The sequence below is a fragment of the Geodermatophilus sp. SYSU D01180 genome (assembly GCF_054050415.1).
Map to the genome: position 1 here is coordinate 57,608 of NZ_JBJGZH010000011.1, position 19,673 is coordinate 77,280.

At 72.0% G+C, this 19,673-nt stretch carries 14 protein-coding genes and 3 pseudogenes; 5 read left to right on the forward strand and 12 right to left on the reverse strand.

The genetic code is table 11. The features are described from left to right. The first annotated feature begins 586 nt into the window (after positions 1–586). Positions 587–1,330, forward strand: coding sequence for an alpha/beta fold hydrolase (locus ACI8AA_RS12230; RefSeq protein WP_457044676.1), 744 nt, complete (start codon positions 587–589; stop codon positions 1,328–1,330). Positions 1,331–1,562: 232 nt separating this feature from the next. Here the strand turns inward: ACI8AA_RS12230 and ACI8AA_RS12235 are convergent. The 3 genes and pseudogenes from ACI8AA_RS12235 to ACI8AA_RS12245 all read right to left on the reverse strand — a co-directional run. Beyond that, a pseudogene (locus ACI8AA_RS12235) lies at positions 1,563–2,069 on the reverse strand (DUF6544 family protein); the annotation flags it as partial. 25 nt (positions 2,070–2,094) lie between these two features. Beyond that, positions 2,095–2,427: pseudogene (locus ACI8AA_RS12240) on the reverse strand (DUF6544 family protein); the annotation flags it as partial. Positions 2,428–2,830: 403 nt separating this feature from the next. Continuing rightward, on the reverse strand, positions 2,831–3,364 hold the full coding sequence (locus ACI8AA_RS12245; RefSeq protein ID WP_457044677.1) for a hypothetical protein: 534 nt from the start codon (positions 3,362–3,364) through the stop codon (positions 2,831–2,833). 1,048 nt (positions 3,365–4,412) lie between these two features. Here ACI8AA_RS12245 and ACI8AA_RS12250 point away from each other — a divergent pair. Genes ACI8AA_RS12250 through ACI8AA_RS12260 form a run of 3 tightly spaced genes read left to right on the forward strand, consistent with a single transcriptional unit; the run spans position 4,413 to position 6,567 of the window. Continuing rightward, positions 4,413–5,978 (forward strand): PP2C family protein-serine/threonine phosphatase, encoded by a 1,566-nt coding sequence (locus ACI8AA_RS12250; RefSeq protein ID WP_457044678.1) that lies wholly within the window; start codon positions 4,413–4,415, stop codon positions 5,976–5,978. Next, positions 5,975–6,295, forward strand: coding sequence for an STAS domain-containing protein (locus ACI8AA_RS12255; protein WP_457044679.1), 321 nt, complete (start codon positions 5,975–5,977; stop codon positions 6,293–6,295). The genes ACI8AA_RS12250 and ACI8AA_RS12255 overlap by 4 nt, the downstream gene beginning before the upstream one ends. 26 nt (positions 6,296–6,321) lie before the next feature. Beyond that, a complete protein-coding gene (locus tag ACI8AA_RS12260) occupies positions 6,322–6,567 on the forward strand; it encodes an ATP-binding protein (RefSeq protein ID WP_457044680.1) in 246 nt (81 codons plus the stop codon). Positions 6,568–6,783: 216 nt separating this feature from the next. On the opposite strand, the pseudogene ACI8AA_RS12265 reads toward ACI8AA_RS12260, so the two are convergent. Further along, positions 6,784–6,987, reverse strand: a pseudogene (locus tag ACI8AA_RS12265) (leucine zipper domain-containing protein); the annotation flags it as partial. Between the two features lie 409 nt (positions 6,988–7,396). On the opposite strand from ACI8AA_RS12265, the gene ACI8AA_RS12270 reads away from it, so the two are divergent. Then, positions 7,397–8,356 (forward strand): glycosyltransferase family 2 protein, encoded by a 960-nt coding sequence (locus ACI8AA_RS12270; RefSeq protein WP_457044681.1) that lies wholly within the window; start codon positions 7,397–7,399, stop codon positions 8,354–8,356. 165 nt (positions 8,357–8,521) lie between these two features. Here the strand turns inward: ACI8AA_RS12270 and ACI8AA_RS12275 are convergent, their stop codons facing one another. The 8 genes from ACI8AA_RS12275 to ACI8AA_RS12310 all read right to left on the reverse strand — a co-directional run bounded on the left by ACI8AA_RS12275 (position 8,522) and on the right by ACI8AA_RS12310 (position 19,661). After that, entirely contained in the window at positions 8,522–9,643 is a 1,122-nt protein-coding gene (locus ACI8AA_RS12275) for a lipid II:glycine glycyltransferase FemX (RefSeq protein ID WP_457044682.1), read from the reverse strand. A 412-nt stretch (positions 9,644–10,055) separates the two neighbouring features. Continuing rightward, positions 10,056–10,706 carry a phosphatase PAP2 family protein gene (locus ACI8AA_RS12280; RefSeq protein WP_457044683.1) on the reverse strand — a complete coding sequence of 217 codons (651 nt, stop codon included), beginning with the start codon at positions 10,704–10,706 and terminating at the stop codon, positions 10,056–10,058. A 214-nt stretch (positions 10,707–10,920) separates the two neighbouring features. After that, the gene (locus tag ACI8AA_RS12285; protein WP_457044684.1) at positions 10,921–12,063 is read right to left on the reverse strand and encodes a glycosyltransferase family 4 protein; all 1,143 of its coding nucleotides are present in this window, start codon (positions 12,061–12,063) and stop codon (positions 10,921–10,923) included. 184 nt (positions 12,064–12,247) lie between these two features. Beyond that, entirely contained in the window at positions 12,248–13,615 is a 1,368-nt protein-coding gene (locus tag ACI8AA_RS12290; protein ID WP_457044685.1) for a nucleotide sugar dehydrogenase, read from the reverse strand. Positions 13,616–13,619: 4 nt separating this feature from the next. Then, positions 13,620–14,621 carry a hypothetical protein gene (locus tag ACI8AA_RS12295; protein WP_457044686.1) on the reverse strand — a complete coding sequence of 334 codons (1,002 nt, stop codon included), beginning with the start codon at positions 14,619–14,621 and terminating at the stop codon, positions 13,620–13,622. Between the two features lie 65 nt (positions 14,622–14,686). Further along, the gene (locus ACI8AA_RS12300) at positions 14,687–16,150 is read right to left on the reverse strand and encodes an O-antigen ligase family protein (RefSeq protein ID WP_457044687.1); all 1,464 of its coding nucleotides are present in this window, start codon (positions 16,148–16,150) and stop codon (positions 14,687–14,689) included. Beyond that, on the reverse strand, positions 16,147–17,871 hold the full coding sequence (locus ACI8AA_RS12305) for a lipopolysaccharide biosynthesis protein (RefSeq protein ID WP_457044688.1): 1,725 nt from the start codon (positions 17,869–17,871) through the stop codon (positions 16,147–16,149). The genes ACI8AA_RS12300 and ACI8AA_RS12305 overlap by 4 nt, the downstream gene beginning before the upstream one ends. A gap of 20 nt (positions 17,872–17,891) precedes the next feature. Then, complete coding sequence (locus tag ACI8AA_RS12310; protein ID WP_457044689.1) at positions 17,892–19,661, reverse strand: Wzz/FepE/Etk N-terminal domain-containing protein; 1,770 nt, start codon at positions 19,659–19,661, stop codon at positions 17,892–17,894. Between the last annotated feature and the right edge of the window lie 12 nt (positions 19,662–19,673).

Below are 19,673 nucleotides of genomic sequence, written 5' to 3' on the forward strand. Positions count from 1 at the left end.
GTGACCGGGGACGGCGACCTCGACCGGGCCGTCGCGCAGATCGACGCCGACGGGTCCGATCCGGAGGTCCTCATCGAGCCGGAACTCGTCGGCCCCGGGGAACCGGCCCCACCCGCGCCTCCGCCCGCTCCCGCCGGGAACTGAGGAGTCGCCATCGGGCGCAGGGGCCGGCGTGCGGGTGAGCCGGGCGGAGTACAGGCGATCGACGCGGACCTGCAGTGATGCCCGGCAGGTGACAGCGAACGAGACACAGCCGGTGGGCAGCGGCACCGCCGACGCCCGCGGCCCGACCGGAATCGCCGGCAGGTTCGACGATCCACCCGCTGAGCCGGCGACTTGCGACCCTGGTCGCGCCCCCGGGCGGCTGGCACGCTGGTTCCCCGGCTCTCCGATTCCGGGAGTTGCGATGGCCGACGCCGACGTGCCACCTCGCCGCCCGCTCCTCGCAAGCACCGGGCGGCGTCCCCGACCGGGCGGCGCCCTCGGAGCAACCGTCCTGGCGCTGGCCGCGTGGCTGGCCGGGTGCGGCTCCGGAGACGCCGCCACACCGGCCTCCGCCGCCTCCACGGCGTCGCCGTCGACCTCCGTGGCGGCCGGGGAGGTCAAGGGCATGTTCGACGCGGGCGGGCACGAGCTGTACCTGCGCTGCCACGGCGAGGGCGCGCCCACCGTCGTGTACTTCCACGGCTACGACCCCAACGGGACCACGAGCGCCGACAGCGGCCGCCCCGTCGAGAACCGGATGCCCGACTCGTTGCGGTACTGCGCCTACGACCGGCGCAACATCGGCCGCAGCGACGAGGTCGAGGGCGTGGGGACCGGCGCGGACGCCGTGGCCGACCTCGAGGCGCTGCTGACGTCCGCCGGGATCGAGCCGCCCTACCTGCTGCTCGGCGCGTCCTGGGGCGGGATGGTCGCCTACCAGTACGCCGCGACCCATCCTGACGACGTCGTGGGGATGGTGCTCCTCGACGCCAACTTCCCCGGGGAGCTGGCTCTCGAGCGGTTCTTCCCGGACCCGATGACGCACGAGCAGTTCTTCGAGGAGGCCGAGCGGTTCGACCAGGTCGCGGCCTACGAGGAGGCCGCGGGCCTGCCGGTGCCGGCGATCCCGGTCACCTACCTGCTGGCCATGCCGTTCGGCTGGGAGCAGGGCAACCCCGGCTACGACGCGGCGATCCGGCCCGCCATCGAGGCCTACGTCGCCGGCTTCTCCCCAGGGGTGCTGCGCGAGGTGGAGTCCCCCCACTACATGGAGGCGGCGGTGCCCGACGTGATCGCCGCCGAGGTGACGGCGATGGCCGAGGCCGTCGGAGGAGCTCGGGATTAGTTTTCCGGCGACGTCCTACGGCGGTTGCCACCCGGCCTCGACCCAGACCGCGCTCGCCGCACGGCGGGCACACCGGACCGCTCCGTTCCCGCTCGTGCTTCAGCTCCGGAGCTGGGATCCCTCGGCGAGGACGCCGGGACCGCCGTGACCGGCCTGCGGATCCCCTGCCGCACCCGTCAAGGCGCGCGCCGTACCACGGGTCCGTCACACCCGGCCATCCGGCACAACTGCTTCAGGACGCGTCGCCCCCTCCCCTGCCGGACCTTCGCATCCTGGCCGCGGGTGGCAAGACCCGGCCCGGCGAGGCGTGGGGGTACGCCTCCGTCCGGCTGGGAACGTGGCGAACGGCTGGAGATGTCCCGACGGCCACGCACAGGCGGCTGACCCGGGCCGGGCGGGACGAGCTCGACCTCCGAGAGCGAGCGGCCGCACGGTGCTCACCCCCGGGAGGGACGTCGAGATCGAGGCTGCGAAGGGTCATCTCGCCGTAGCGGAACTCGCCGTCGGGCAGGTGCCACACCGCCGCTCCGCCGGTGGGCCGGGGCAGCCCGTCGACGACGGTCCCGCCGGCCGGCGGGGTGGTCCACGGCGCCCGCACCGGCCCACCGGGCAGGTCGGCCCAGCGGTCCGTGGTGCGGGAGTCCCTCGGCCGGCCGTCGCCGTCGACGATCACCTCCGCGCCCACCGTCCGGCCGGCGTCGGTCACCGAGACCTGGAAACCGTCGTCGCCGACCGCGTCCCAGGTGGTGGGGGGGGTGTAGCAGCATCCCCGGCGCCAGCAGTACGGCGTCGTCGAGCCAGGTGGCCAGCTCGCTGATGTCGAACTCCGGCCCGGACCCGTCGGCGACGGTGATCAGTCCCAGTGCCTTGCCCAGCATCCGGCCCGTGCCGGCGCGGTAGGTGTCCCAGCCCCACATCGGCACCGCCCGCGCGACCAGCAGCCGCATGCGGAACAACCGGGCCACCTCCAGGCCAGGGTTGTACTGCCAGGCGTCCAGCGGCAACCACGGCTGGTCCGGCCCGCGGCGGAAGCGGCCGCTGAAGTGCGCCCGCAGCGACCAGGTCCGCGGCCGGCCGATCACACCCATCGCCCGCAGGTACCGGGCCGCGACCCGGCGGCAGCGGCGCGAGGTCTGCCTCGCTCACCGGAGCGGTCGACGCCGGCCGGTCCGGCAGCCCGGCGGCGGCGACGCCGCGGCGGTCGGGTTCTGCGAGTCCCGGCGCGCTCAGGCAGGGACGCCGACACCGGCGCCCCCCGTGGTCGGGGCGGGTGCGCCCGTGGGCACGGCGCGCAGCAGACGGACGAGCAGCCGGGCGCCGGCTGCGCCCCGGATGTCGGTCACCGGGCCCACCGGAGCCCGGCGACGACCCGCCGCGTCCCCGGTCGGCTGCCGGTGCTGCTCCTGGCGTCCCGCCGGACTCCCGGCTGCTGCACGACGGTCATCTGTCGCCCTCCGTCCGGTGGGTCGGCGGCTGCGAGCCGCGAATCCCGGGCAGCACTCAGCGGCTCACCGACCGGGAGGCGGCCAGCTGGGCCAGGGTGGCGCCCCAGGCGCGGGCGCGCTCCTCCTCCCCCGCGGCCAGCGGGCCCTTCGTGTCGACGACGAAGAAGTGCTCGGCGGGCGCGACGATGCGCGCGCCGAGCCCGCCGAGCAGCTTCTCCTCGGTCCGCGACGCGTGGTCCATCTTGGTGAGCACCGGGTGGCCGCTGCCGCGGGTGTCGAACGCGGCGGCGGCGATCCCGGCCGGTGCCCGGAGGGCCTCCAGCCACTCGTGCAGGCCGGTACCGGTGTCGGCGATGGCGGCGCCGTACTGCTTCACCGCACCCTCGCGGGTGGACGGGCGAGGCATCCCGAACGCGTGGTTGGGCCCGCCCACGACCAGCAGCCCGACGTCGAGACCGAGCTCGGCCGGTGCCTCCGCTGCGGCGACGACGTCCGCCGTCAGGGAGGCCGACAGCCCACCGGCGATCGCCTGCGCGATCGTGCGGGCGTCACCGAACACGGACTCGTAGACCACCAGGGCGCGGGTCATCCGCTCACCACCTCACCACTCGGCTGCTGACCGGCACGACGCTAGGCAGCCCCAGCACCGGTGACCCACCGGCGAAGGACCCGGTCGGCGGGGCCGAAGGGTCCCGCCGCGGTCACGTCACGGGGGCTGCCCGCCCGTCACCCGTCACGTGTGGACCGAGCTCGACCACGGGCTGGACGACGCCGCCGATGCGGTGGTCACCCCCCACCGTGGCGGCGTGCGCCCGTGACCCTCGGTGCCTCTCCGGTCGGCGATCTCCGACCTGCCACCTTGCCCTGACGGGTGGCGGAGTCGCACCGGCCCTCCGCTCCCCCGGCCGCCGGGACCAGCAGTGCGCCGGCGTTCACACGTCGCCCGCGGATCCCTCGCCTGGCCGGTCCCCGGCGCCGGGCCTCGGGCAGCGCCACCCGCAGCGGGTGCCCGCAGTCGACCTGGGCGGCTGGCACCAGCGGCCAGTCCGTTCCAGAACGGCGTCGACTCGATCCGGCGCACCCACTCCCCGCCCCGCGTGCCTTCGGCTGCCTGGGCACGGTGATCACTGCTAGACGTGCGGGCCAGGGCGATCACGATCGGCCGCTGGCGGCCGGACACCGATGCAGCTGACCACCGCCCGGCTGCAGGTGAACGCCGCGCTGCACGACGACGCCCGCCCGCCGGGCGCCGGCGAGGGCGCACTGCAGCGGCTGCTGCTGGCTTTCGAGGAGCGGGTCTCGAACGCGCTGCGCCACGGCCGGCCCCCGGTCGAGGTGTCGGTGACCCGCACCAGCCACTCGTGGCTGCTGCAGGTGAGCGATGGGCCTGCCGCTGGTGGCGCATCTGTCCGGTGCCTGTGGCTGGACCACCGTCGCGGAGCGCACGACGGGGTGGGCCCGCATCGACGTCGTCCGCCCCCGCACCGCGGGCGATCCCGCATCCCCGCGGCGACGGCGGCGGACGCCACGGCAGCGACGGGCCGGCGCCGCCCGGGTGAGACCGGCGAGGTCCTGCGGCCACGAGCAGGCCGAAGGCGGCCTCGGACGACCTCGTCGGCGGTAGCGTTGCGCCCACCATGATCCGCACCCCACGGCGGGTCGCCGCGCTCGTCGCCGCCGTGATCCTCGCCCTCACGGCGGTGCTGGCGGTGCTGGCCGGTCGGGTCAACGCCCGCGCCGAGGCCGATCTGCTGCACCGGCAGGTCGCCCAGGCCGGCACGGTGCTGACCACGCAGATCGCGGTGCTGACCACCCAGCTGGCCGACGCCGGGCAGGTCGCCACCGCCACCGACGCCGATCCCGGCGCGTTCCAGCGCTTCGCCACCGCCCGCGTCGCCGACTCGGAGGGCATGTCGCTGTCACTGTGGCGCATCGGCAACGGGCAGACCGAGCAACTGGCGGCGCTCGGTCCGGATCCGGTCGCCCCCGACGGCGCCGGGTTCCCCGCGTTCCTCACCGGCGTGCCCGCAGACGGCACGCTGGCGGTCACCGGCATCCTGCCCGGCGAGCCGGCCCGGCTGGGCTACGCGCTGCGCCCCGCCGGCGACGCCACCGGGCTGGTCGTCTACGCGGAGTCGCTGTTGCCGCCGGACCGGCGCATCCAGGTGCCCCCGTCGGACGACGCGTTCGGCGGCCTGGACTTCGGCGTCTACCTCGGCCGCGACACCGGCACCGAAGACCTGCTGTACTCCACCGGACCGGTGCCGATCGGCGGGAACACCGCGCGCACCTCGGTGCCCTTCGGCGACACCGCGATCACCGTCGTCGGCGCCTCCCCGATCAGCCTGACCGGCGCGCTGTCCTCGGCACTGCCGTGGATCGTCCTCGGCGTCGGCGTCGTCCTGGCCGCCGCCGCGGCCGCGACCGCGACCGCCATCGCGCGGCGACGCGCGGACGCCGAGCGGCTCGCGGCGGACAACGAGCGGCTGTACCGGCAGCAGCGGAGCATCGCCGGCACGCTGCAGCACGCGCTGCTGCCCGCGGTCCCCCCGCTGGACGGGCTGGAGGTCGCGGCCCGCTACGTCGCCGGTGTCGACGGGCTGGACGTCGGCGGCGACTGGTACGACGTCATCGCCCGCGGACCCGGGTGCTGCGTGTTCGTCGTCGGCGACATCTCCGGCCGCGGGCTGCCCGCGGCCACCACGATGGCCGAGCTGCGCTTCGCCGTGCGCGCCTACCTCGTGCAGGGCGACGACATCACCGACGTGCTGGCCAAGCTGCGCCGGCTGCTCGACGTCGGCACCGACCACCGCTTCGCCACCGTGCTGCTCGGCGAACTCGACACCGGCACCGGTCGGCTGCGGCTGGTCTGCGCCGGGCACTTCCCACCCGTACTCCTCGCCGGCGGCTCCGCCCGGTCGCTGGTGGCGCCCATCACCCCGCCGATCGGCGTGGACGACCCCGCCCCGCCGGCAGCGGCCGAGGTGCGCATGCCCCCCGCCGGCACGTTGCTGGCGTTCACCGACGGGCTCGTCGAGCGGCGCGGGGAGGTCATCGACACCGGCCTGGACCGGCTGCGCGCCGCCACCGCCGCCCTCGACGGCCGACCGCTGCCCCAGGCGCTGGACGACCTGGTGGACGCGCTCACCGCCGACGGCGGGAAGGACGACACCGTGCTGCTGGGGATGCGATGGACGAGATGACCGCCCACCAGGCCCGGCTGGACGTGGTCGAGTCCGCCGACGGCGCCCCGCTGCTGGTGCGCCTGGGCGGCGAGCCGGACCTGGCCGGTGCCGAGGACACCCGCCCGGCGCTGGACCAGCTGCTCCGCCGCCACGCCCATCCGGTGCACATCGACGCCACCGACCTGGCCTTCGCCGACTCGTCGGGGGTGGCGGTGCTGCTGCGCATCGCCGACCACTTCGCCCCGGTCGAGACCGTGCACGCCGCCCCGGTGGTGCGCCGCGTGCTGCAGGTCCTCGGCCTCGGCGGCCGGCTGGGCCTGCGCGAGGAGGCCTGAGCACGCCCCGCCGCACCTCTCCTGCGGTGGCCGCCTCGGTGTCCGCGGCTCGCCGCTTCGCCACCGAGGCCGTCGCAGACCTACCCGAAGAGCTCGGTCAGACGGTCGCCGTGCTGGTCTCCGAACTGGCCACCAACGCCGTCCGCCACGCCGGCGGCTCCCCGTTCACCGTCGACGTCGACGCCGCCGACGGGCGCCTGTGGATGAAGGTCACCGACAACCGAACGGACGGATCCAGGACCGGCCCCCACGCCGCCGTCCTCCCGGCCTGACCGCTCCGCACGGGAGGTTCCCCGCTGGGTGCACCCGAGCACCCCGCCGCCCACGAATCTCCCGCTGATCCGCTGTCGTTCCTCGAAGGGCGCCCTCCGGTCCGAGGGCGCCGCGGCGAGCCGGCGCGGTGCGGCCGGTCCCCGGGCTCCAGCGGTTGGGCAACCGCAGCGACACGATTCGGTTGGTCGTCGCCGGCTCGGTCTCGGTCGGGCTGGTGTGGGGCTGGTGTGGGGCTGGCCGGAGCGGTCGGTCATGCCGGCGGGGCCCTCGGTGCGGCAGCGATCGGCCCAGCGCCGGGCAGTGGTCGCCGTGACCCCGACACGCTCAGCGGCCCGCGCCACCGGCCACTTCTCCTGGACGGTGCGCCAGGCCGGGCGCAGCCGCTGGCGCGGGGTCAGTGCGGCATCGGCGTGGAGCACGAGGACCTCCGGTTTCGAGCAGTGCTCGCCTCCAGCAGCTCCGCTCCGCGTCCGGAGGTCCTCCCTCCACCAGATCCGTCAGTCAGACTTCGCGGTCACACGTACCCGACCAACGTCTTCGGTCAGTACACGAAGGAACGCACCCCGGAGCTCCTGCCGATGCGGGTGGACCTGGTCGATCGCCCGTTCACCAGGAGCTCCACTCATCTCGACGCAGGCGCGCTGCAGCACTCCGTGCCCGTCCTCGGCCAGGTCGGAGAGGGCTGACCGTCTCGAGCGGTCCCGCCCGTGACGCGGCAGCAGGACCGCACGAGTCGAGGAGAGATCCTGAACACAGGCGGGGGCGATATGGTCGCCCCCGCCGACGCTTCGCCTTCCGGTCACCAAGCCCCCGCTTGGAGGTCTGCCCGTGGCGCGCCCTGTCCTCTCCGTCACCATGCCCACCCGTAACCGTCCCGAGCTGCTCGAGCGAGCACTGCGCTCGCTCGTCACGGCGATGGCACCGGTGGCGGAGCACGTCGAGATCACGGTCTCCGACGGTTCGGACGCCGACGCCAGCGGGCGGGTGGTGGAGCGCGTACTCGGCGCTTGGCCGGGCGGCCACCGCTACGTCTGGAACCGTCCCGCCCTGACGCTCGTCGAGAACATGAACCGGGCGGCGGAGCTGGCCACCGGCGAGTGGGTCCAACAGCTCGACGACGACGATCTCATGCTGCCCGAGTGCGGACAGCCCATGATCGACGTCCTCCGTCGGGCGACACCGCACGAGCAGGTGCTGGTCTTCGGCGCGCACATCGTGGACGCCAGTGGGGCCAAGCAGCGCGAGCAGACCTTCGAGCGTGAGCAGTACCTGTCACCCGGGCAGGCGCTTCGGCGGTTGTTGCGCAACTCCTCCTTCGTGCGCGAACCGATGGTGGTCGTACGCAGGACTGCGCTCGTCGAGGCGGGCCTCTTCGAGCTCGAGGTGGGCGACGTGACCGACCTCGACATGTGGGTCAAGCTGTTCTCCCGCCACGGCGCCCGCTGCCTGCCCATCGCCACCTGCGCGTACACGATCCACGAGGCCGCCGCGACGACGGGGATGTGGAACCCCCGCACGATCGAGGTGCTCGGCACCGTGTTCGACCGGGCCGCCGCCTCCGGCGTCGTTCCTGAGCGCCAGGTGCGCCGGTGGCAGGCCGACTACGTCCACCAGTTCATCCTGGCCGGCGCCTACCGCCGGTTGAGGGTGCGGCGACGCGCCGAGGCCAGGGACGTGCTGCGGTTGTTCCGCCTGCCGGCGGTCAAGGCGCTCGGCCCGTCGCCCAAGTGGCTGCCCGTCCGCCTCGCGTTCACGACCGCGACGGCCATCCCGCTCTGGGCTGCTTGATCCAGGGCCGTGGCGCCATCATCGCGATTCCGAGCTCCATGGCTGGCAGGCTGCCTCGTGCTGGCATCGCCGTTGCACGTCTGGTGCGGACGGTCGACGACGTCACTGACGTCGTCGGCGGCGCTGCCATCGGTCCTGACGGGACCTGCTGGGCCGCGCTGGCGATCAGTGCTGGCCGCCGGTCTGGCCGGCCATCTCGGCTCGGTCGCCCCTTCTCGCGAACGACGCGCAGTCTTTTCGGGAGGGTGGCCAGCCGCGGGAGCGAATGACCTGCTTCACCTGGCGTACGCCGTGGCTGTCCAGCACGCGGTGGAACGCAGGCGGGTACAGCGGACGCAACAGCGGGTTCGTGACCCGCTCCAGCGGCCCGGGCGACGTTTCCCTGCTTCCACCGAACCCTTGCGTGTACATGTCCTTGCCGTGGAAGTCGTACCACCGCAGCCCCTGTTCGACCGCCCAGCGGATCCCCGCCCAGTCCAGCGCCACGTTGGGCTGCCGATGGGAATGCTCGCCCGACCACCCGCCACGCCAGCAGTTCATGGTGTCCCCGAACGCCACCCAGAGGAACGCCGAGACGGGTTCCCCGTCGACCTCCGCAACCGCCATCCGCAGCATCCCGGCGGGGGCCATGACGGACCAGGCGGCTTCGAAGAACGAGGCCGGGGGAGGCGAGAAGCCGCGGCGCCGTGCGGTGGTGGTCAACAGCGAGTGCAGGAGCGGCAGATCAGCCGTACCCACGTCGCGGACGACCGTGTGCCGTCGTTGCGCCAGCCGGACCCTTCGCCGGGTGCTCTTCCGCATCGAGGCCAGGATTGCCTCCTCGCCCTGGCTCAGGTCGAGCACGTCCGTCGTGGTGTTGTGGGGCGCCAGGGTCTCCGGCGCAGCCCGGTACCCGTCGCCGAGCAGTTGGGCTGCCGTGATCTCCGCCTGCTGCCTGGGGGGCTGCACGATGAGGTAAGCCACGCCGCTGGCGGCCGCGAGCCGTCTGAGACCTTCGGCGGTTGCCGCGGCGAGCGCCGGATCCCCGGACGCGAGAACGGGGCCGCGCGCGACGAAGCCGATCCCCCCGAGGAGGGGGAGCGGTCTGTAGAGAAGCTGAGCGCCGCCGTGGATCGAGCCGTCGCGGGTGACCGTGACCCGGGCTGAACGCCAGCCTTGACCGGCCTTCACCTCGGCCCAACTGGTGGATTGCTGGTACGGGGCCCGAGGCGAATTCGCGACGAAGGCATCCCAATCCGAGCCGTCGTCCTCTTCTCCGGCCACGACATCCAGGTGATAGGGATTCATGAGGGGCCCCCGTTCGTGATTCTACCGATCCCGCGTGGAAGTCGGATCCGCACCTTGCATGACGGTTCATCGAGGCCGGTGAAGGGGGCCCGGCCGCCGGGACGGCACCTCGGCCCCCGGCCCACCACGAGGTCCTGCTGCGTGAACGACGTGCCAGAGAGACCTGGCGCCGCCACCGAGCCGGCGCACGACGAGGCAGGCCGCTGACGGGCCCGTGGCGGCGGTCGGCCCGGGACGTCTCCCGAGTACGACCCAGCACGGCGCCGTCACGTGGTCGGATCCGCACTCGGCGGGGCGGAACGCTCGGCCGGGCAGCCGGTAGCCGTGTAGCCGGCCGACACCTCGATCGTCTCGTCGCGGTGGACTCGGTCCAGGAACACCGGGGGCCGTCGAGCCCAGGGGCCGACCGCCGTCACCCGGACCAGCTCCGGTCCGGATCAGCTCGTGCCCCCCGTCCTCGACCGGGAGTGCCGCGTCGTCCCCGAGGCCGCGACCGTGGCACCCCGAGGGGACCGGACCGCCACACGGTCGTGATCGCCAATACCGCCCAGCACGTCACGGCGAGCCCGAGGGCGGCGCCGCCGACGACGTCGGTCACGTAGTGGACCGTCTGCACCAGTCGCGCCGCCGCGACGACGACCACAGCCGAGCCCGCCACCCACGCGACACGCGCCTTCGCCCGCGACGATGCCGGTGTGGCCCTGACCACCAGCACGGTGGTCAGGGCCGCGGCGGTCGCGACGGCGACATGGCCCGACGGGTACAGCAGCGCCACACCCTCCGGTCGCTGGCGATGGACGATCTGCTTGAGCAACAACTCGACGACGAGGGTCGCAGGGGGGACGACGAGGGCAAGTGCGACGGCGTCCCACTGCTTGGCTCGCCACGCCAGCGCCACGCCCAGCAGCCCGACGAGCACCACTGACGGCCCGACGGCGTCGGCGATCGCCGTCGCGACGGCGTCGCCCCGGATCCTGGCGGCCTCCTGCAAGCGCATCATCTCTGCGTCTGCCGGACCCGGCCGGCGACTGTGCCACACGAAGGCGGCCAGACCAGCGACCACGATCGAAGCTGCTACGCCGATGACCAAGGTCGATCGTCGGCTCGAGCGCCGACGGCAGCCGTCCGGACCAGCCCTGCGGACCCTCACGCGGCGGTGTGAGACCACGACAGCTCCGCGGACGTCGCCGATCGTTGGCTTGCGGGGACCGCCCGGGGCCTCCCCCACACCGGGTCGCGGGAGTCCGGAAGTCGTGCGGCCGGCTCCCGGAGCAGCGTCACGGCGCGCTCGTCGTCGGCGCGCTCGTCGTCGGCGCGCTCGTCGTCGGCGCGGCCCGCCGCTCGCGGACCAGGGCGACCGCGCGCAGGATCAGCTCGGCGACCGCGTCGGGCGCCAGCATGGCGCTGCTGCGACGCGCTCCGTCGCGCAGGGCCGACCGCGTCTGCGGATCGGCGAAGCGCGCCAGCGCTGCGGCCAGCTCGCGCGGGTCCCGTGGGTCCACGATCAGCCCGTTCACGCCGTCGCGCACCACGGTGCCAGCCGCGCCGGTCATGGGCGAGAGCACCACCGGCACCCCTACCGCGAGCGCCTCGACCACCACCCGCCCGACCAGGTCCTGGAGAGTCGGGAACACCAGCGCATCGCACAACTCCAGTGCGCCCTTGACCGCGCCGGGGTCGACCGTGCCCAGGAAGATCACCGAGTCCTCCACCCCGAGCCGGCGGCTCAACTCGGTCAGGTGCTCGCGCTCCGGACCGTCGCCGATGATCCACAGGGTGCAGGGGCCGGTCTCGCGTCGGTGGACGGCAACCGCTTCGATCAGCAGGTCGATGCCCTTGGGTGGGATCAGCCGGCCGGCGCAGACGAACAGCGCCGTGCCGTCCGGCGGTGGCGTCACTCCGATCGGCGTGCGGGCGGGCAGGTCGGTCGGCAAGCCGGCCAGCCACCAGCCGGTGATGATCCGCGAGTCCGGCACCTTCAGCGTCTGGACCAGGTAGTCCCTGGCCGGCGCGTTGTTGGCGATGAAGACGTCGACCGAGCGCGCTGCCAGCCGCCGCAGGATCACCTTGGCACCGGCTGTGCCGGTCCGCCCGAGGTGCCGATAGTCCCCTTCCACCAGCGAGATCAAGCCGCGCCGCCGGACCAGCTTGGAGAGGCCGGCGTAGAGGCCCACGAGGCCGAGCTCGTAGAAGAGGGCGACGTCCTCGCCGGCCCGTACGAACTTCACCAGCAGGTGTGGGCTGACCAGCTTGAAGCTCATCGGGTGCTTCCTGCCCGTGCGCCGGCCCAGCTCGACGAAGCGGCCGATCGGCCGCTCACCGTTGAACTCCTCGGCCCAGTGGATCTCCCGGACCTGGGCCCCGGCGCGCCGGCAGGCCTCCACGAGGTACGGATGGGGGGCGGTGTTGTCCCTGGTCACCCAGAGGATCTCGTCGCGCCCTCTCGCCTGCACCGCAGACCTCCTGGTGTGCATGCTGATCCCTGACTGGCTCGATCTGCGGAGGAGAGCGAGTTGCGGTGCGCAACTCGCTCCGGGGACTCCGACCTGGCGCCTTGTGCGGCCGCCGACGGAGGGGGGCGCGATCGGTCGACCACGACAGAGCTCAACTGGTCCAGATCGCTTCGAGTACGTTCGCCGCAAGGGTGCCGTCCCCGCAGCGGCCCAACGGCACGTAGTTGATCTGTGGGTGCTCCGCTACGGCGGGGTCGAGGCAGCGCCAGCAATCGACGATCGTGATCGACTCCTTGCCGCCGAGGAAGTCGTCCGGCGTCAGGGCTTGGAACAGAGCATCCGGCGTGGTCACGACGACGAGTGCTGCATCGGCGAGCGCGGCATCGACCGATTCGGCGACGAGAGCCTTGTCGCGGAAGGCGCTGCGAGCGCCGTCCGACGCCAGTGGGTCGTAGCCGATCACTCGCATGCCCGCTTCCGCCATGGCAAGCGCGAGGGCGATGCCCTGGGATTCCTCGACGACATGGGAGAGCGGCTTGTACGACAGACCCAGTACCGCTGCGGTCTGTCCCGCCCGGAGCAGTGGCGCGATCTTCGTGGTCATGCGGGTGGCGATGGACTTGTTGTAGCCATGGTTGGCGACGAGGAGAGTGCCGTCTGCACCGACCTGTTCACAGAGGAAGCCGAGGGCGACGTTGTCACGAGGGAAACACGGGCCGGCGAAGCCGAGACCACCGGTGAGGTATTTGCGTCCGATGCGCGTGTCCGAGCCGATGGCGTCGCTGACGACATCCACATCGCCACCGGGGATGCGCTCGCAGAGATCCGCGAGGGTGTTGGCGAAGGAGATCTTCATGGTGACGTAGCTGTTGAGCGCGATCTTTGCGACCTCCGCGTTCTCGATGCTCATGCGGCGGACGACCGGATCCTTCGTGCAGATCTTGCGGTTCACCTCCTCCAACGCGTCGCCGGAGCGCCGGTCGAACTCCCCCACGAGACAGAAGTCGGGATTGAGGAAGTCGCGGATGACGCTGCCGAGGGCGATGAACTCCGGGCCGTAGCAGAGTCCGAAGTCCTTACCGCACTCTTTGCCGGACGCGGCCTCCAACACGGGGAGCAGGCCGTATCGAGTCGCGCCTGGGAGGACGGTGCTGGTCAGGACGACGACGTGGTAGCCGTCCTTCTTCGCGAGCGCCTGGCCCAACCGCTCGAAGGCATACCTGGCGTACTGCAACTCGAAAGCGCCGCGGCTGTCGCTCGGAGTGGGCACGACGACGAAGCTGATGTCGCTGCCGAGCACGGCTTCTTCGTGGCTACTGGTAGCGCGGACCCTGTCACGATGCTCGGAGATGAACTTCTCCAGGTCGGTCTCCTGTACCGGCGCGCGGCCTTCGTTGACTGCACGCACGCAACTCTCCGCGATGTCCACTCCGATGACGTCGAAGCCGCGCGAAGCCATGCCCGCGAGCATGCTGGCGCCCAACTTGCCCAACCCGATCACGGAAACGCTCTGGATCATGAGTTCATCCCCTGACTGCGTAGCTCTCGCCCTGCACGACCAACGCGGGCTGCTCCGCGAGCAGCCCTTCATAGCGCCGCTTCCAGTTCCGGTCCCACTGCTGGCGCGCGATCCACACGAGCAGCTTGCGGATCGGCGCGGGGAACTCGTGGATCTCCGCCTGGAGTGCTGCCTCGTTGAGGAGGTGCCAGCGGGTCCTGCGGAAGATCCGGGAGAGGCCGGATGTGTCGAGCTGCCAATCCGCGTCCTCCAGCGTCATCAGGATCGACTGGACGAGCAGGCGATTACCGAAAGACTCGATACCGCCCTGATTGCGTGTCTCGCCCTTCGATTCCAGGTCGACGATGTGCCGGTAGTCGTGGTTCTGGTGGATCGCCGTCACGCATGCGCTTGCATCGATGAGCGCCCCGCCGAGGCGTCGCGCACGGTACACGAGCCAATTGTCCCAATACCACCGGCCCAAGGCGAACTGGGGGATCTCGCCGAACATGCCGCGGGGATAGACGAAGTAGTCGATGCCACTGAAGTCGTGCAGCTTCCCGTTGTTCTCGACCTCCTCCCGGAGGGCTTCCGCCCAGTCGGGACGGGTGAAGTCGATCGGTTCCTTCATGTCGTAGTCGGTACGGCGGCCGCCCATGACGAACTTGGCGAGGTCGACCCTTGCCACGGCTTCCAGCAGATCGGGAAAGAGGATGATGTCGGCGTTCACGTAGCACATGCGCGGATGTCGTGCGGCCTCTTCCGCCTGCGTGAAGTATCCGCTCATCCGTGGGGTGCCGTACTCGTTCACGTCGACATCCGGGAAGTGTCGGAGCCCGAACTCGGCCGCGATCTCCGCGGTGCCTGGCTCGCTGCCGAACACGAGGATGTCGATGTCCGGGTGCAGGCGCGTCCAGCTCTGGATGGCGTTGCGCTGGATCATCCCGATGTGCCCGACGAAGGGCTTCGGCAGCGTGAAGAGCGTGACCAGGGACGACGATGGGAGCTTCGTGATGGGTGGCATCACCGGATCACCTTCTCGCCGCGGGCGCGGCGCTCGTATCGGGTGTGGTCGGGCTCGGTCTGGGCCGGTCATGCGTCACCCCCGTCGATGTCCGCTGCGGGGGCACCAGCGACGACGACATCGCGCGATGGTCGACGTGCTGTCGGTGGGCGGCGACGGGCAGGAGGTGGTCCCGGCGGGGCGCTGGCTGCGGCGGTGCGGACCTGGTCCCATCGGCCGGAGTGCGGCGGCCCTGAGATCGCCCGCGTGCGTCGTCGGCCTGCCAGACTCCTGCGGACGCCCGTGGCCGCAACGGCGACCGCCATGCCCGTCACGACCCCCTGTTCGAGACCGGGGACCCACATGAGGTACCAGACCAGCTGCATGGCCAGTAGCGCGGGCAGCACGCTGGGGTCGAACAGCCCCGGGCCCCCGGTCGGGACCCGCCACACCTTCCGGAGCAGACCGACCGTCAGCACGATGAGGGCGATCAAGCCTCCGAGGCCTGCCCTGATCATCGTCTCGATGTAGAAGTTGTGCGGTACGGTGTCGATCTCCTCACCGAGCGTCGTGTGTACGAATCCGCTGCCGAACGGTTGACCGGCCAGCCAGTTCACCGGACTTCCTGACCAGCCGTCGAGAAGGTCCGACCAGCCCTCGACCCGCCAGGTGACCGATCCGGTGCTGGTGACTCCTCCGGGTGGGGCCTGATCGCGTGCATGCCCGTCCGCGGCGAAGGCGAGGCCGATGACGATGGCGGCTCCGACGATGAGCATCACCGCGCGCGCCCGCAGCCGGCGTCCACGCAACACGAGTACCGCCGCGCCGACCAGGATCGTCAACCAGACGGTCCTGCGGTCGAGCGCGAGGAGCATGACCAGCAGTACCGCTCCCAGCCAGCGGACCCATCGCCGCTGCCCGGACCGCCTCGTGAGCAGCGAGGGGAGCGTCAGGAGCAGTGGCCCGGCGAGGAAGAACGTGTACGGGCCGTCCAGGACCCGGATCGCAGTGTCCACGCCGTGGCGTTCGGCCGGGACGCCGAGGTTGATCCCGGCGAAGACGTCGAGCCAGCGGACCCAGGCGAGCAGCACCATCAGTACTGCGGCGATCAGCCAGATCCGGCCGATCCGGTCGTAGAGAGCGGTGTCGGGTCGGAAGGTCGCCATGTAGAGGGCAGCCCCGACGAAGAACAGGTACTGGCGGGAGTCGCTGACGCTCGCCTGGAGTCCGTAGTCGGCGACGCCGCGCATCAGCGACACCAGGAGCGCGATGCCCAGCATGATCAGCCACCGCTGGGGGGCGCTGAGCCGGCCCAGCCTCAGGCATCTGGCCAACGCAGCAGCCAGCACGACGACCGCGACCAGGTCGGTGATGCCCACCCGCGTCCCGCCCACCGTGACGGATGGCACGGCGAAGATGAAGACCGCCTGGGCGATCGCCGAGAGGAACACCAGCGCTGCCCCGACCTCCGCTCGTCTGATGGTCAGGTCGAGCAGCGCGAGGCCGAACCCCGCGGCGATCATCCCGGCAAGGCCGAGCAGCAGCACGTTCACGACTGCGCCCCGGTGACCGCCTGGTCCGACCGACCCAGGACCAGTGACGCCACCCGCCGTCGCCGAGCACCGGGAGGACCGAGCAGACGTGCGGCCGTCAACCGGGCCTGCAACTCAGCTCGAACAGCAGGCGCCGGACACACCCTGATGCACAACGCCAACATGATCGTCCCGGCCACGATCTCCACGCTCAACGCCGCGACCGCGGAAGTCCCGGCAACTGCTCGATGCACTCCCGCGATCGCCAGCGCCACACCGGCGCTGGCAAAGGCTGCTGGGACGTGGGCCCGCCACACGTCCGCCGCGGGCAGCTCGAGAACCCGCCGGGCCACGAGGACGTAGCCCAGGTACCGCAGCAACTCGGCAGCCGCGACCGCCGCGCCGATCACCCACACGCCGCGCGACGTGAACGGCAACGCAACCAGGATGAACGCGGCGAGCACGAGGACGTACGCGACCTGCACGCCGATCGAACGGTTCAGCTCTGCCCGCGCCTCGGCCAAGGACTGCGACAGCTGGCCGGCGACGTGACAGCCTGCGGCGACCGCGAACCACGGCACCAGTACCGCGGCCGGCCCCCACTGGGGTCCGAGAACGACCGCGACCAGATCGGGCGCCGCAACTGCCATCCCGGCACAGAGCGGGAACACCAGCAGCGTGCCGAGCGACGTCACGCTGAGATAGCCACGGCGCAACCGCGTGGGATCTTCCTGGACCCTGCTCAGGGCGGCGAACGCGACATTCGTCAGTGCCGCGGACAGGTAGTTGCCCAGCGGCTGGAACACCAGGTAATACGCCCGGCTGTACTGACCGAGAACGGCCGGGCTGGCGATGCGGGCGACGGTGAAGGTGTCGAGGTTCCCCCCGACGTAGTCCAGCACGTGGGCGACCTGCAGCCGGGCCCCGTAGCCACACACCGACTGGTACGGCCGCCAGCGCAGCACGGGCCGCACCGGGTGGCGCAGGATGGCGAACTGCCACACGGCCTGGATCACCGTCGACGTGACGGTAGCCGCCACCAGGCTCCAGACCCCTGCCCCGAGCAGGGCCAGCCCCACGCCCACCACGATGTAGCCGACCAGGTACGCCCCGATCGACATCACCGACAGGGCACGGAAGCGCATCTCGCGACGGAGCAGGCCGAGCCCGGTCATGGACCAGCCCATGACCACGAACGACACCCCGAGTCCCCGGAGCACGGGGGCCACCTGCGGGGTGTGGAACAGGTCACCGACTGCGGGGGCCAGGAGCCACACCAGTCCCAGACAGGCCAGGCCGATCACGACACCGGCCGTGGATGCGGCGCGGATCTCCTCCTCGCTCAGTTCGGGCTTCTGCACGAGGGCGGAGGCCAGCCCCATGCGAGCGAAGAACTGCCCGAACAGCACGACGAGGTTGGCCATCGCCATGAGCCCGAACTCGGTTGGCTCGAGCAGACGGGAGACCGTTGCGGTGTAGCCGAGGTTGGCGACCACGAGTGCGACGCTGGACAGAGCGGACCAGCTCAGGCCGGACGCGGCCTGAGCGGTCAGATTCCTGGCGCCCGCGACAGTGGGGGTGCTGTCGCTCGCCGCGTCGACTCCTCGCGCGTCCACGTGTCCGGCCTCACCGGATGCCCGGGACGGTGGTGCGGACGCCGGTCGGCTGCAGGAGCAGACCGAGCCACTCGCGCAGGTAGCGGCTCGGCCGGCATCGGTCGCAGCGCGGCCGGACGTCGGCATGGCGTCGTCGTGGCACCGCCTCAGGCATTCCAACCGACCCTCTTGTCCGCATACCGAGCCGTTGGGCGGGCGCTCGTGCGGAGGTCAACCGGTCGGCGCCGCCTGTGGACTCCCGCGCCCCGCCGGTGCAGCAGGCCGCGGGCCCGCGAGCCCCAGACGGCGCCGGTGCCGTAGGCATGACCTGCCGCCCCACGGTTCAGCATGTAGCCGATCAGCGGGGTGTCGGTGAAGGCAAGCCGCTCCCGGGCGCGCCGCAGGTCGGCCAACGGGGTGCCTCGGTTGACCACCAGCAGGACAGCGTCGGCCTGATCGGCGATCGTCACCGCCTCCGACACACCGAGGAGGGCCGGCGTGTCGATCAGGACGAGGTCGGCTGGCTCACTCGAGAAGCTGATCAGCTTGCCGAAGGCCCTCGAGCGGAAGAACCCGGCGGGGTGGTGCTGCCCGTTGCGCTCGTTCAGCCCGATCTGCGGAACGGACTTGCTGGGGGGACCTGCGCTCGCCTCGCCGGCGAGCGCCACCTGCTCGGCGACGTCCGGGCCCTCGGCGTCCTTCTGGCTCATGCCGATCACGTCGAAGTGCCCGCCGTCGCGACACAGCTGCGTCAGCCGTCGCGTGCGCTCGTCGGCGTCCACCAGGAGCACGTTGCGGCCTTCCCGCTTGGCCGCGAGCGCGAGGTTGAGGACGGTCACGGTCTTGCCGTCACCGGGCCTTGCGCTGGCCACGGCAACGACCTTGCCGCCCTTCCTGGAGAGGGCGTGCTCCAACGACGTGAGTACGAAGTGGTATGCCTCAGCGGCGACCGGATCCAGCGCGTCGGGGGGCGAGGACGGTCCCCCTAGTCCACGCAGCTTTCCGCCGAGCCGCGGGGTCCCCCCGAGCAGCGGGACCCCGAGGATCGCCGCGGCGTCGTCGTCCGCCTCCACGCGACGGTTCCGCCCCGCTGCCCACCATGCCCAGCCACCGGCAGTGACGAACCCGACTGCCGCCCCCATCAGGGCGAGCACCGAGGGTGAGAGCTGCGAGGACGAAGCGGGCGGGACCGCCTCCTCGAACGCCTCGACCCCCGATCCGTACAGCGCGGCCTGGGCAGCGATCTCGTTCTGGTGGACCTGCAGGGCGCCGATCAGATCGCTCACGTGCACCGCCTTGCGCTGGAGCGCGACCTGCTCCGGAGCGCTCGCCCGCGCGATCTCCACCTGGAGGGCGTCGAACTCGGCCTGCCGCTGGGCCACGACCTGCTGCAGCCCCGCGATCGCGTTCTCGGAGTCGGCGGTTATGCGCTCGCTGTTGAGTTGTTGGTAAGCGGTGCCGATCGCGTTGGCCAGGTCCACGGCATCAGCGGAGTCGCTCGAGGTGGCGCGGACGGTGAGGAACGCGAGGTCGCCGGAGGGCGTCACCTCCACTGAGCGCCCGGTGTGGTCGGGCGTCCCCTGCTGCTCGAGGAGCTGTGTCGCCCGCCCGTACACCACGTCGGAGCCGGCGAACTCGGCCTGTTGGGCCATGAACACGGCGTGGTCGCCCGACTGGGAGGATTGAGAGGTCCCGGCCAGGGTGAGGACCGCGGGACTTCCCGGATCGTGCAGGAACAGCTTGGCCTGCGCCGAGTACTCGGTCGGGAGCAACAGCGACGCGGCGTACCCCGCGACGGCGGCGATCGCCGCTACGGCCACGATGACGAGCCGATACCGCCACAGCGAAGCGACGAGCCCCGGACCACCGCCCCAGGCGCCGTCCCCGTCCGTTCCCGAAGACGTCGCGGACCCCGCGAACTCACGGTCACCGTCCACTGAGAACTCCTG

Coding starts and splice junctions, on each gene's coding strand:
- ACI8AA_RS12250 (WP_457044678.1), top strand. CDS start 4,413: ATGATCCGCACCCCACGGCGGGTCGCCGCGCTCGTCGCCGCCGTGATC.
- ACI8AA_RS12290 (WP_457044685.1), bottom strand. CDS start 13,615: ATGATCCAGAGCGTTTCCGTGATCGGGTTGGGCAAGTTGGGCGCCAGC.
- ACI8AA_RS12245 (WP_457044677.1), bottom strand. CDS start 3,364: ATGACCCGCGCCCTGGTGGTCTACGAGTCCGTGTTCGGTGACGCCCGC.
- ACI8AA_RS12275 (WP_457044682.1), bottom strand. CDS start 9,643: ATGAATCCCTATCACCTGGATGTCGTGGCCGGAGAAGAGGACGACGGC.
- ACI8AA_RS12305 (WP_457044688.1), bottom strand. CDS start 17,871: ATGCCGACGTCCGGCCGCGCTGCGACCGATGCCGGCCGAGCCGCTACC.
- ACI8AA_RS12255 (WP_457044679.1), top strand. CDS start 5,975: ATGACCGCCCACCAGGCCCGGCTGGACGTGGTCGAGTCCGCCGACGGC.